Raw genomic sequence first — 13,055 nt, 5'->3', positions numbered from 1 at the left:
ACCTAGACTTAGGGCTCCCAGAAAAATGGTACGGATGTTTAAGTCCGTCGAGAAATTCGGTACTCGGTCATGGGTAGTCTGATTGTTTCGTCTCCGGTCAAACGACCAGTAAATTCTTTGCCTCTGCTGTTTGCCCTGACGGCCGGGCTGGCGATATCACCATTCGTCAGTGCCGAGCCGATCGCCCTGCCGGCCGGCGTTACCTTCACGCCTTCCGTCGGCGTCGACTTGCGTTACGACGACAATATCGACAATGCGCCATTCAACGAGGTGGAAAGCTGGTTGATGGTCGCTACACCGCGTCTGCTGCTCGAGGCAGATACCGGCATCTCCCAGTACAGCCTCCAATACAGCCTGTCCCACGGCGATTACCTGAACGCAGATCGCGACTCCTATACAGACCAGGAGCTGCTGGCAGGTGCCAACTGGGATCTGCATCCGCGCCATGGCGTCGAGGTTAACCTGGTGTTCCGGGATATCCAGCAGGAATTCAATGATCGTGTTGCACCAGACCTGGAGAGCCTGATCTTCGAGCGGGATCGCTATATAGAGAAGGACTTCAGCACCACTTACCGCTTTGGTGCAGATGGTGCCCGTGGCCGGCTGGAATTTACCATCGGCCACAATGATCGCAACTACATCGAAGAGCTGCGCGCCCAGGATCGCCGCGGTGCCTACGGGTCGGGCTTGTTCCGTTTCAATATTGCCGGGGAGACAAACCTGCTGGCGAGACTGGATGCCCGCGATATCGACTACCGCCGTCTGCCGGGGTTGCCAATTCTCGACAGCCGCGAAGTCAATTATCTGGTCGGTGCCGAGCGGGAGACGCCAGTGCTCACCCTCAGCCTGCTGGCCGGCCTCGGCACCCGTATGTTTGATGATCCCGCCGAGGACGATTTCACGCGCCCGCGCTGGGAATTCCTGGCTGCCTGGCGCCCGCTGGAGATTACCGAGTTGACGTTGACCAGTGACCGCGTGGCGCTGGAATCCCGCGGCCTGGCCCGGCTCATCGATGCCCGCAGCGCATCGGTCGCATGGCGGCACGAGTGGACGGAGACAATCTCCACCCAGCTGTCTTTCCGCTATACCGATGCGGACTTCGAGGGCACGGACCTGACCGAAAATATCCGCCGCACATTCGGCTCGGTGGATTACCGCTTTCTCGAGTGGCTGACATTGCGTGCCGGTGTTTCCGCACTGAACCAGGATGCCACCCAGCCGGTGTTCGCCTATGACCGCAATCAGGCATTTATTGGATTTGAGGCTTCCCTGTAGTAGGCCGCGTACTACCTATTGGAGTGTTACCCCGATGAAGGAATCTAAGTTGCAGCTACCCACCCCCCGCCTCCTGCTCATTGCGGCGGCATTGACCCTGGCCCCTCTGCCTTCACTGGCTGACAGCAAAGCAAAGGCACCACTGGAAATTGCCAACTATCAGCTGGACTCGGGGGATCGCATCGCCATCCGCGTGTTCGGTGAAGAAGATCTCACCATGGAGATGTATCTCGGCGACAGCGGAGTCATCAACTACCCGTTTATCGGCGAGATCGGTGTCAGTGGACTCAACACTTCCGAGCTGGAGCGGAAAATTGTGGCCGGCCTCAAGGGGGATTACCTGATCAACCCCAGTGTCGAGGTCACCGTGGTCGAATACCGGCCCTTCTTTATCAACGGCGAGGTGACCACCCCGGGAAGTTATACGTTCCATCCGGGACTCACCATCAACAAGGCTGTGGCCATGGCGAGTGGATTCACGCCCCGCGCCTCGGAAGGAAAGATCACCGTTGAGCGGGGTCTCGGTGAGAAAAAACGTAAATTCAAGGCAGAGCTGGATACGCGACTGCTCCCCGGCGACATCGTGACTGTTGAACAAGGAATTTTCTGAGGGCGCAAGGATGAACAAGAAAAACCCATTCGAAGGTGAGGATCTGGTAGACGAGAGTGGGCCGGATTTGCGCCGTTACTGGCAGGCAATACTGTCCCGTAAATGGATGATCGCGGGACTCACTGCGGCGATCACGGCTGTCGCCTTTCTGGTGGTGGCAGGTATGCCCTCCCGCTACCAGGCGACCGCGACGCTGATGTTCGAGCTGGACCAGGGCAACCTGGTGTCGGTGGAGGAGCTCTACGATATGGGCACCCAGCGGCGAGAATATATCCTCACACAGACCGAACTGCTGCAGTCACGGGATCTGGCGGAGCGGGTGATCCGCAAGCTGGATTTGCTCAACCACGAGGAGTTCGACCCGACGCTGCGGGAGGCAAGTGGCGGTCTCCTGGGCTGGTTGCCCTTTGTCGGCAATAATCAGAGCGCTGATAGCGTCGCCCGCAGCCGTATGGAGCAGGTGACCTCCGCATTCCTGAAGCGCCTGAGTGTCTCGGCGAAGCGTAATACCCACCTGGTAGATATCACCTTCACCGCGCGCTCACCCGAACTGGCGGCCGATGTCGCCAATGCGATCGGGGCGGAATATATTGCCAGTCAGTCCGAGGCACGGGCACAGTTCACCAACCGGGCCAGCTCCTGGCTCAACGAGCGGCTGGATACACTGCGGGTGAAGCTGGAACAGTCCGAAGCCGAGTTGCTGGCATTTCGTGAACAGGAAGACCTGGTGGACATGAGCGGGGTGCTGAGTCTCGCCGAGCAGGATCTCAATGAGGCCACCACACAGCTGCAGGAAATGCGCCGTGAACTGCGCCAGGTCGGCAGCATTCATGAACAGGTGCAGGCGCTGGAGGGCAATGAACTCGCCCTGGCCAACCTGCCTGAGGTGCTGAACAACCCGATGATCCAGGAGATCAAGCGCAACGAGGCACAGGCCAGCCGTAATGTGGCAGAACTGTCGCGGCGCTACGGTCCCAAGCACCCGATGATGATCGCGGCCAACAATGAGCTGACCATGGTACGCGACCAGCTGCGCAGTGAAGTGCGCAATCTGGCCGATGCCATCGACAGTCGCTACCAGACCGCCCAGGCGCGAGTCCGCGCCCAGGAGCAGGAGGTGGCGCGGGCCAAGGAAAATTATCAGCAGGTTTCCCGCAAGGCTGTGCGCCATGGCGAGTTGCAACAGCAGGCGCAGATCAACCGCCAGCTGTTCAATACTTTCCTCACCCGCGTGAACGAGACCCGCGAGGCTTCCGGCTTTGATATCGCGCCGGCACGCCTGGCAGACCCCGCCATAGCCCCTACCCAGCCCTCTGAACCCAACAAGCGGGTGATCCTCTCTGCGGTGCTGGCTCTTGCCCTGATGTTGTCGGTTGGCCTGGCTTTCGTGCTGGATTTCCTGCGCGTCGGTGTACGCAATCCGGAAGACGTGGAGGTTTATCTGCACCAGCGGTTGATGGGCCTGTTGCCGGATGTGCAGAAAGTCAGTGGCCAGCGGCTCGACCTGCGCGCCTTCTTCGATTCGGACCAGTATACGTTTGCCGAGTCAGTGCGCACGCTGCGCACCGGCATTGTGCTGTCCCATTTCGGTGTCAAGGAGGGCAAGGAAGCCCAGGGCCAGGTGCTCGCAGTGACCTCTTCAGTCCCGGGTGAGGGAAAAACCACGGTGGCAGAAAACCTTGCCTTCGCCCTCGGCCAGGTGGAAAAAGTCCTGCTGGTGGATGCGGATCTGCGCAAGCCGGTGGTCGGTATCGACTTCGGAGTTGACCGGGAAAAACCCGGCCTTACCGACATGATCGAGGGCACAGCCCCCATCGATGACTGCATTCATCATGATGAGCACGGCGGCATTGATGTCATCCCTGCCGGGCGCCTGTGCGATGACCCGCAGAAGTTGCTGGTCTCCCCACGCTTCGATGAAATGATCAAGGTACTCGCCCGCAGCTACGACCGCGTGATCATTGACACACCGCCGGTGCAGGCGGTGAGCGATGCCCTCATCATCGCCCGTTCCGCCAATTCAGTGCTCTTCGTAGTCAAGCACGACGACGTCAACAAGCGGGTGGTGATCAAGGGCCTGACGCGCTTGCAACAGAGCGGTGCAGCGGTGGCCGGTGTGGTGCTGAACCATGTTGATACCACCAAGAGCGCTGTTTACTCCGAGGAATACTACGGCTACGACTACGGGCGAGAGCCGGGTCGGAAAGAAGAGCGGCAGGTGCCCAGTGTGGAGCTGGCTGAGGCGAGCGAATCCACTGAGGAGAAAGCCTAGGAGTGTTTGACCTGCACAGCCATCTGCTGCCGGGCGTCGACGACGGTGCAGACAATCTGGCGACGGCGCTCGCACTGGCGCGGGCTGCCGTCGCCGACGGCATTACCCACGCCGTGCTGACGCCCCATATCCACCCGGGCCGCTACGAGAATACGGCGTCCAGTCTGCGGCCCGCCTTCGAACAGTTCCAGCGTGCGCTGGAAACGGAATTCTGCGCTGAAGAGCCGTCACTGCAGGTTGCCCTCGCAGCCGAAGTGCGTCTGACCGATGATTTGCCGGCATTGCTGGAGCGTGGCGAGATTCCCTTTGTCGGGGAATGGCAGGGGGATCGTATCCTGCTGCTGGAGTTGCCCCACAGTCACATCCCGCCCGGAACCGACCAGCTGATCCAATGGCTGGCGAAACAGGGCATCCGCCCACTGATCGCCCATCCCGAACGCAACCGCGATGTCCTGCGCAACCTGGCCCGGCTGCGGCCACTGGTAGAAGCCGACTGCCTGTTCCAGGTCACCGCCGGCGCAGTGGCGGGCGACTTCGGCCCGGGGGCAGAAACCCGCGCGCGGCAATTGCTGGAGAAGGATCTGGTCACTGTGCTGGCCAGCGATGCCCACCATCTGGAGCGGCGGCCACCGGCCATGTCCCGCGGCCGCGATGCTGCCGCGGCCATCATCGGCGAGAGCCGGGCGCAGGAGCTGGTGCTGGATAACCCGCGTCGGTTGTCCGCCTGCCAGTTTGCCGAGAACCCTGTCGAACACCCGGCCTGAACTGATTTAACGACCGCTCAACGTCTCCCGCCCGGGAACCGGCAACAACTCGGCGAAATTCTCACCCACCGGGTAGCCCCCCGCGGACCAGCCCAGCCGCACGACGACCGTGTTGGTGGAGGGGGAGATCATCACCACCTGCTTGCGGTTGCCCTGCATGAAATAGGCATCGGCGGGCAGTTCGGGATAGCGCAGTGTATCCCCGCCGTCATTGAGCCAGAACTGGTAACCGTAGCGGGGCTCGTTTTCGCTGTCGTTCGGCATCGCTGCCCGCTGGACCCACTCCTCGCTCAGCAGCTGCTGTCCGTTCAGCTCGCCACCATTGAGCATCAGCTGGCCCAGGCGCGCCCAGTCCCGCGCGGATGCATAGATGTAGGAGCTGCCCACGAATACGCCACTCGGGTCCATTTCGAATACGGTGTCGGCCATGCCCAGCGGTTGCAACAGCTGCTGCTGGAAGAAGTCGATGCTGGCCTGCGGCGTGCCACCCAACTGCTCGTGCAGCCAGCGGGCAATCAGGTTGGTGGTGCCGGAGGAATAAGAGAAATGACTGCCGGGGTCGAAGGCGGCCGGGCTCTGCAGCGCCACATCGGAGGCGCTGTGGGCGCTGAATAGCATGTGGGTGGCATCACTACCCGGCGCGTAGGTCTCGTCGAAATCGAGGCCCGACGACATCTGCAGCAGTTGCTCCAGGGTGATCTCACGGCGCGCGTCTTCCTGCCACTCGGGGAAGAGGGCCCTGGCCTGGCGGTCGCCCTGGCCCAGGGCTTCCAGGCGGCCCTGCAGCATCGCGGTCAGGCTCTTGCCCATGGACCAGCCCAGCAGGGGTGTCTGCGGGGTAATGCCCTCGGCATAGGACTCGGCCACCAGCTCGCCATCCTGCACCACCAGCAAGGCGCGGGTCTCCAGTCCGGCGGCGTTGTCACTGGCCAGCAGGGCATCCAGGCGCTGCTGCAGGTCCGCGTTGATGGCAGGCACAGCGCTGCCCTCCGGCCAGGGGGCGTCCGTGGTTGCGACCGTCTGCACAGTCACCTGGTCCAGGGGAGTGGTGTCACCGATCTCCAGCGCGCAGCCGAGCCCCTCCCGATAGCGGGCGCTCACTTTGCCGAGTCCCAGCAGGTCCGCGGTGACACGGCGGCCGTCCGCGTCATATTCCAGGTCCAGCAGTCGGTTTGCCGGTGAGTAGGAGGCCAGGTCCTCAAGGATCTGTGCTCGATCGAAGCCGGAGACATAGCGCCCGGAACAGGCCAGCTTGGCCCCCATACCGGTGGCAACACGCACAGCGCTGCCCAGTTCGGTCATGGAGAAGCCCAGCAGGCGCGGTGCCAGGATGGCGCTGGCAGTCCCCGCCAGGGCGAGCGCGAGCAGGGGAATGGTGACTATTTTTTTCATTTTGGCCTCGGGATCCTGTCGTTAGCCGCAGCGACGCGGGTGTGTCCGGGGGCGGCGCAGCCTAGCATTCTAGCGGCGCCCGCGGTGTAAAACTGGTCACTTTGAGCCATGGGAACCGCTGACGGATTCGGGCGCGGTGGTCCCGCTCATTAGTTGCAGTTGTAACTAACATGGTTACAATTGCAACCAATATTCGCACCCGCCAGTCGCGGTGTGTCGCCAACCAACGGAATAGTGAGGATTGTATGGCCGACCTGTTTGAGAATCCGATGGGCCTGAACGGCTTCGAGTTCGTAGAGTTCACCGCGCCGGAAAAGGGCATCCTGGAACACGTATTCGACGCCATGGGCTTCACCAAGGTGGCCCGCCACCGCTCCAAGGACGTCGAGCTGTGGCGCCAGGGTGATATCAACTTCATCACCAACTACGAGCCCAAGAGTCACGCCTACTACTATGCCCAGGAGCACGGCCCCTCCGCCTGTGGCCTGGCCTTCCGTGTGAAAGACGCCAAGTTCGCCTACGAAGAGGCGCTGAAGAAAGGCGCCCAGCCGGTCAACGTTTACACCGGGCCGATGGAATTGCGCCTGCCCGCCATCAAGGGCATCGGCGGCGCCACCCTGTACCTGATCGACCGTTACGAAGACGGCAGCTCCATCTACGACATCGACTTCGAGTGGATCGAGGGCGTCGACCGTCATCCGGAAGGTTGTGGTTTCCATACCCTGGACCACCTGACCCACAACGTCTATCGCGGCCGCATGGACTACTGGGCCAAGTACTACGAAGATCTGTTCAACTTCCGCGAGATCCGCTACTTCGACATCAAGGGCGAGTACACCGGCCTGCTGTCCAAGGCCATGACCGCACCGGATGGCAAGATCCGCATTCCGCTGAACGAAGAGGCAGCTGGTGGCGGCGGCCAGATCGAAGAGTTCCTGATGAAGTACAACGGCGAGGGCATCCAGCACATCGCCTTTGCCTGTGACGACCTGCTCAAGTGCTGGGATCGTCTGAAAGAGCGCGGCATGGAGTTCATGACCGCTCCGCCGGAAACCTACTACGAGATGCTGGAAGAGCGTCTGCCGGGCCACGGTGAGCCCACCGAGGAGCTGAAGTCCCGCGGTATCCTCCTGGACGGCACCACCGAGGGCGGCCAGCCACGCCTGCTGCTGCAGATCTTCTCCGCCAACATGCTCGGCCCGGTGTTCTTCGAGTTCATCCAGCGCAAGGAAGACGAAGGCTTCGGTGAGGGCAACTTCAAGGCGCTGTTCGAATCCATCGAGCGCGACCAGCTGAAGCGCGGCGTGATCGGTGACAAGGGCAAAGAAGAGAAGCCGGAGGCCTGATATGGGCATCAAGCGCATTCACCACGTGGCCTACCGCTGCCGCGACGCCAAGGAAACCGTGGAGTTTTACCGCGATCTCCTCGGCATGGACTTCCAGCTGGCCATTGCCGAAGACAAGGTGCCCTCCACCGGGGCACCGGACCCGTACATGCATGTATTCCTCGATGCGGGCCAGGGCAACGTGCTCGCCTTCTTCGAGCTGCCCAACTCCCCGGACATGGGCCGCGATGAGAACACCCCGCAGTGGGTGCAGCACATCGCCCTGGAAGTGGAGAGCATGGACGAGCTGCTGGCCATGAAGCAGAAGCTCGAGGATGCGGGTATCGATGTGCTCGGTCCCACCAACCACACGATCTTCAAGTCCATCTACTTCTTCGATCCCAACGGGCACCGTATCGAGCTGGCGGCCAATACCGCCGAGCCCGGTATGCACAAGGAGTTGAAGCGCGTGGCGGAAGACATGCTGGAAGAGTGGTCCCGCACCAAGAAAGCACCGCGCCACGCGGCGTGGATGCACGGTGAAGAAGAGTTCAAAGCGTTAGATCCCTAAACCCAAAGATTGAAAGCGAGAGGAAGGCACAGTGAAGTTAGCCAGCCTTAAATCCGGCCGCGATGGCCAACTGGTGGTGGTCAGCGACGACCTCACCCGTATGGCGTCCGCAGCTGACATTGCCCCGACCCTGCAAAGCGCACTGGATAACTGGGCAGAAGTTTCCAGCAAGCTGGAAGCCCTGCACGCAAAACTGCAGAGCGGCGAAATCCAAGGCGAAGCCTTCGACCAGGCCAAGTGTCACAGTCCGTTGCCCCGTGCCTACCACTGGGCCGATGGCAGTGCTTATGTGAATCACGTGGAGCTGGTGCGCAAAGCACGCAACGCCGAAATGCCGGAAACTTTCTGGAGCGACCCGCTGATGTACCAGGGTGGCTCCGATACTTTCCTGGCGCCGCGTGAGCCGGTCAAGATGCCGCAGAGCGAAGGTTTCGGTATCGACTTCGAGGCCGAGATCGCCGTCATCACCGACGATGTGCCCATGGGGGTGTCCCCGGAGGAGGCCCTCAAACACATCAAGCTGATCATGCTGGTGAACGATGTTTCCCTGCGCGGTCTGATTCCCGGCGAGCTGGCCAAGGGCTTCGGCTTCTACCAGTCCAAACCGTCCAGTGCCTTCTCGCCGGTGTGCGTGACGCCGGAGCAGCTGGGTGACAAGTGGCAGGAAGGCAAGCTGCACCTGCCGTTGACCTCCGAGCTGAACGGCAAGATCTTCGGCAAGCCGAATGCCGGCATCGATATGACGTTCCACTTCGGCCAGCTGGTGGCCCACGCGGCCAAAACCCGTCCCCTGGGTGCGGGCACCATCATCGGCTCCGGTACTGTGTCCAACAAGCTGGACGGTGGCCCGGGCAAGCCGGTGGAAGAGGGCGGTGTCGGTTACAGCTGTATCGCCGAGATCCGCATGATCGAGACCATCCAGAATGGCAAGCCGAGCACGTCCTTTATGGAATTCGGTGATCGCATCGCCATCGAAATGTTCGATGACGAAGGCCAGTCGATCTTCGGTCGCATCGAGCAGGTCGTGGAAAAATCCTAGAGTTTGCTAGATAGAAAGGGCTGGCCACCAAGGTTGGCCCGTAGTGTCGATCGCCCCACCCTTCCTCTAAGAAGAGTTGGTGGCGACAGAGCACCAGGCCCCGGATTTCGAAAACGCATGAATACGTCCGTGTAGCTCCGTCGGGTACGTCCTGTACCCGACGGTTTCGAAATCCGGGCCCTGGCACTCTGTCTTAATTTCAGACCGCACGGCTTTGTCATCAGCCGCAGGCCACCCGCCCCTTACTTACAGTCGCCGCATCGACAGCAGCGGCATCTGCCGTCGCACTTTTTCCAGTTTTTCCACTTGCAGGTTTGCGGTAATCACCGCTTCGCCTTCCCCGGCCTCGGCGAGCACCTCTCCCCAGGGATCAATGATGACCGAGTGTCCCCAGGTGCGCCTTTTCTCGGAATGCTGCCCCCCCTGGTTAGCGCCGATGACGAAGCAACCGTTCTCAATCGCGCGGGCGCGCAGCAGCGTGAGCCAGTGGGCCTGGCCCGTGGTGTAGGTGAATGCCGACGGCACCACGAGCATCTCCGCACCGGCGATCGCCAGCTGTCGGTAGAGCTCGGGAAAGCGCAGGTCGAAGCAGACGCTGAGTCCGAGCTCCCCCCACGGTGTAGTGGTTATCAGGGGCTCCTCGCCCGGCTCGATGCTGGCAGATTCCCGGTAGCTCCCCGCCGCATCTTCCACCTCCACATCAAACAGGTGGATCTTGTCATAGCGTCCGCGCAATTTGCCGCGATCGTCGTAAACCAGGCAGGCGGAACGGCTCCGTCGGCCCTCGGTCCTGGTACCATCCCAACGCTCACAGAGGGGCACCGAACCTGCCACCAGCCAGATCCCCAGTTCAGCGGCCCAGGTCTGCAGCGCATGCTGGATGGGATGATCCCCGGGGCTGGCTTCGCCCTCAGCGGCAAAGGGCTCGGCGACGCTGAAGCTGCCCTTGTCTGACATGTGGGCAAAGTTTTCAGGCAGCAGGGCGATTTTTGTCCCGCGGCTGGCAGCCTCAACAAGTAATGAGTGAGCGCTTGCCAGGTTATCGCTGACCGATTCGCTGCTTACCATCTGGATCGCAGCGACGCAGACATCTTTCATGGTTGGCTTCCTTCAGCCTGATCACGGTTATGGCATTTTTATCTTGTTGTACCCGTCATGGGCATTTCCCACAATAGTCGCAAAAAGAGGGTTTGTCTGAAATGATGGCAGACCATTTGAATATCCCGATGCGGCACTTCCTGATTGATTTGTTTGCCCCGCCAATCGTGACGGAGAGCTGCTGGCTAACGATTTACAGAAGAAAGATAGGTGAGTGATGGCAAGTCTGATGCTGAAAAATAACCGTCTCACCGTCGCAGTGCGCGAGAAAGGAGCGGAGTTGTTCAGCCTGGTGGATCACGCGCGACAGCGGGAACTGATGTGGCGGGGTGACCCCGATGTCTGGGCCGGTACGGCGCCAATCCTCTTTCCGGTGGTGGGTCGTTTGAAGAATGCGGGCTATCATCACGACGGTCACTGGTATGCCATGCGTAAACACGGTTTTGCCAGCAAGCGGCAGTTTTCACTGCTCAATGCGGATGACGAGTCCCTGACTCTGACCCTCCAGGCTGATGAGGACACCCGTCAGCTTTATCCCTTTGATTTTCGACTGCAGGTGACATTCCGGCTGGAGCGGGACACCCTGTCGGTGCTCTACCGGGTGGAAAATCATGGGGAAGGGGGGATGCCGTTTTCCCTTGGCTCGCATCCCGCCTTCGCCCTGCCGGGCGAAACCATGGCAGCCTCGGACAGTTATCTGGAATTCGAATGCCACGAGCAGGGCGAGTGTTATCACCTGGAGGGTGATCTGCTGGGAGAAAACCCCGAGCCCCTGACGATGGCGGGGCGGCGTTTGCAGCTGGGAGAGGATACCTTCGCCAGGGATGCATTGATCCTGAAAAATATCCGCTCACGCAAAATCGGTTTGTTCGCCGGCGGTGAGTGTCTGCTGGAATTTGATACCGGCGGTGCGCCTCATGTCGGTATATGGGCAAAGCCGAATGCACCCTACGTCTGCATCGAGCCGTGGCTCAGTACTGACGATACCCCTTCCGCACCCTCCGAGCTGGCGGAAAAGCCCGGCTTTATCACATTGCAGCCCGGCGAGGTTTCTGAAAACGGCTATCGCATCCGCTGTCCCTGAACGCCGCCGATAACCCGTCGCCACAACAGCTAGGATCCTTCGCTCGCAACCGTTGGTGCTTCCTCCCGGCGGGGAGCGGAGGTGGCCTCGACAAACCACTGGGTCACCACCTCGGTGCGGGTAATGGCGGTGCCCACGGTCACGGCCCAGGCGCCGAGTTGACGTGCGCGGGCGCACTCGTGCGGGGTATTGAAGCGACCCTCGGCCATCACCCGCGGATAGCGCTGCGTGAGTTGCTCGAGCAGTTCGTAATCGGGCTCGCTGGGCACCGGCCCACCGGTATAACCGGACAGGGTCGAACCGACGATATCGGCACCGAGGCGGTGGGCATTGGCGGCATCGCCCAGGCAACTGCAGTCCGCCATGGCGACCTTGCCCAGCTGGTGAATGGATTCGATCAGGGCGCCGAGGGCTTCCGGCCGCACCCGCTCGGTGGCGTCAACGGCAATGATGTCTGCCCCGGCTTGCGCCAGCGCCTCCACGTCACTGCAGAAGGGCGTAATGCGCACCGGACTGTCCGGCAGATCCCGCTTCACAATGCCGATGATCAGCGCCTCGGGCAGTGCCACCCGCACCCGGGCCACCCGGACAGCGCCTTCGATGCGCAATCCGTCGGCCCCGCCGGCGATGGCGGCGCGGGCAAGGCGGACCACGGTGTCGTCATCGTCCATGGGCCCGTTGTCTACCGGTTGGCAGGAGACGATCAGGCCGTTGCGCAGGCGCCGGTCCAATGTCTCTAATGGCGTCAGGGCAGCTTTCATGATTCATACACCGTGGCCAGGCGGGTGCCGTTGCGTTGCACCAGCACATTGAAACGGTAGCGGTCGGCCCGGTACAGGCTCTTGGCCAGCTCGATGATACGGCCGTCCTCATCGTAAACGGTGCGTTCCGCCAGCAGTGCCGGGCTGAACGGGGGAATCTGAAGCAGGTCCGCTTCTTCCTCATCCACCACCGTGGCACTGATCTCCTGGTTGGCCTGGTCCACCACGATCTCGTACTGGTCGTGCAGCAGGTTGTAGAGGGAGCCGCTGCTGAGCTGCTGGATCGCCAGCTCGGGGAATATTGCCCTAGGCAGGTAGACCCGCTCGATGGCTACCGGCTCCCTGTCGGCAAGACGCAGCCGGCGTACCAGGAACAGTTCGGCACCGGGGGCGACATTCATCTTGCTGGCGAGCTTCACATCTGCCTGCACCACATCATTGAACAGCAGCCGGTTGGAGGGGGTGAGTCCCAGCTGCTGCATCTCTTCACTGAAGGACATCAGCTTCAGCTGGCTGGCCAGCGGCTGCGCCTTGACGAAGATGCCTGCACCCTGACGGATCTCTACCCGTTGCAGGGTTTCCAGATGCTTCAGTGCCCGGCGCAGGGTGTCGCGGGAAACGCAGAGCTGCTCACTGAGTTCGCGCTCGCCGGGCAGCCGGGTATCGGGTGCCTGCTGGTCGATGATGTCGAGCAGTTGCCGGTGCAGCTGCTGTTGTTTGCGGGTCATCCCCATCCGAAAGTCCTGAATGCCGGAGTATTGGCATGCTAATTGGCCGGTAGTGACGAAAATACTATACCAATTGGTTTGATTTTCAAATTCGGATTGGTTTACAGTCGGGGTGATAAGAAGGGATAAAACCAAT

General features: G+C 61.1%; 12 protein-coding genes. 8 read left to right on the top strand and 4 right to left on the bottom strand.

What is annotated here, in order from left to right:
* The first annotated feature begins 117 nt into the window (after positions 1 to 117).
* The 4 genes from LVD12_RS12390 to LVD12_RS12375 are packed head-to-tail and all read left to right on the top strand — an operon-like array spanning position 118 to position 4,921.
* A complete protein-coding gene (locus LVD12_RS12390; RefSeq protein ID WP_237068039.1) occupies positions 118 to 1,275 on the top strand; it encodes an outer membrane beta-barrel protein in 1,158 nt (385 codons plus the stop codon).
* 34 nt (positions 1,276 to 1,309) lie between these two features.
* Complete coding sequence (locus LVD12_RS12385) at positions 1,310 to 1,885, top strand: polysaccharide biosynthesis/export family protein (protein WP_237068038.1); 576 nt, start codon at positions 1,310 to 1,312, stop codon at positions 1,883 to 1,885.
* 10 nt (positions 1,886 to 1,895) lie between these two features.
* The gene (locus tag LVD12_RS12380) at positions 1,896 to 4,157 is read left to right on the top strand and encodes a GumC family protein (RefSeq protein WP_237068037.1); all 2,262 of its coding nucleotides are present in this window, start codon (positions 1,896 to 1,898) and stop codon (positions 4,155 to 4,157) included.
* Positions 4,158 to 4,159: 2 nt separating this feature from the next.
* Positions 4,160 to 4,921, top strand: a complete 762-nt coding sequence (locus tag LVD12_RS12375; RefSeq protein ID WP_237068036.1) for a tyrosine-protein phosphatase — start codon at positions 4,160 to 4,162, stop codon at positions 4,919 to 4,921.
* Positions 4,922 to 4,927: 6 nt separating this feature from the next.
* Here the strand turns inward: LVD12_RS12375 and LVD12_RS12370 are convergent, their stop codons facing one another.
* On the bottom strand, positions 4,928 to 6,313 hold the full coding sequence (locus LVD12_RS12370) for a serine hydrolase domain-containing protein (RefSeq protein WP_237068035.1): 1,386 nt from the start codon (positions 6,311 to 6,313) through the stop codon (positions 4,928 to 4,930).
* Between the two features lie 245 nt (positions 6,314 to 6,558).
* Between LVD12_RS12370 and hppD the strand changes: the two genes are divergently transcribed.
* From hppD to LVD12_RS12355, 3 genes are read left to right on the top strand one after another with little or no spacing between them, the layout of a single operon-like run.
* Positions 6,559 to 7,659, top strand: a complete 1,101-nt coding sequence (gene hppD, locus LVD12_RS12365; RefSeq protein WP_237068034.1) for a 4-hydroxyphenylpyruvate dioxygenase — start codon at positions 6,559 to 6,561, stop codon at positions 7,657 to 7,659.
* Position 7,660: 1 nt separating this feature from the next.
* On the top strand, positions 7,661 to 8,209 hold the full coding sequence (locus tag LVD12_RS12360; RefSeq protein WP_237068033.1) for a VOC family protein: 549 nt from the start codon (positions 7,661 to 7,663) through the stop codon (positions 8,207 to 8,209).
* Between the two features lie 31 nt (positions 8,210 to 8,240).
* On the top strand, positions 8,241 to 9,248 hold the full coding sequence (locus LVD12_RS12355; protein WP_237068032.1) for a fumarylacetoacetate hydrolase family protein: 1,008 nt from the start codon (positions 8,241 to 8,243) through the stop codon (positions 9,246 to 9,248).
* A 246-nt stretch (positions 9,249 to 9,494) separates the two neighbouring features.
* Here the strand turns inward: LVD12_RS12355 and LVD12_RS12350 are convergent, their stop codons facing one another.
* Entirely contained in the window at positions 9,495 to 10,346 is an 852-nt protein-coding gene (locus tag LVD12_RS12350; protein ID WP_237068031.1) for a carbon-nitrogen hydrolase family protein, read from the bottom strand.
* 217 nt (positions 10,347 to 10,563) lie between these two features.
* Here LVD12_RS12350 and LVD12_RS12345 point away from each other — a divergent pair, with 217 nt between their 5' ends.
* A complete protein-coding gene (locus tag LVD12_RS12345) occupies positions 10,564 to 11,430 on the top strand; it encodes an aldose 1-epimerase family protein (protein WP_237068199.1) in 867 nt (288 codons plus the stop codon).
* Positions 11,431 to 11,459: 29 nt separating this feature from the next.
* On the opposite strand, the gene LVD12_RS12340 is transcribed toward LVD12_RS12345, so the two are convergent.
* Positions 11,460 to 12,191 (bottom strand): N-acetylmannosamine-6-phosphate 2-epimerase, encoded by a 732-nt coding sequence (locus tag LVD12_RS12340; RefSeq protein WP_237068030.1) that lies wholly within the window; start codon positions 12,189 to 12,191, stop codon positions 11,460 to 11,462.
* Complete coding sequence (locus tag LVD12_RS12335) at positions 12,188 to 12,919, bottom strand: GntR family transcriptional regulator (protein ID WP_237068029.1); 732 nt, start codon at positions 12,917 to 12,919, stop codon at positions 12,188 to 12,190. Before LVD12_RS12335 ends, LVD12_RS12340 begins: the two co-directional genes overlap by 4 nt.
* Between the last annotated feature and the right edge of the window lie 136 nt (positions 12,920 to 13,055).

This window comes from Microbulbifer guangxiensis, from assembly GCF_021729075.1.
Lineage (GTDB): Bacteria > Pseudomonadota > Gammaproteobacteria > Pseudomonadales > Cellvibrionaceae > Microbulbifer > Microbulbifer guangxiensis.
The sequence above is the reverse complement of the archived record's forward strand: the minus strand, read 5'-3'. Positions and strand labels throughout refer to the sequence as shown.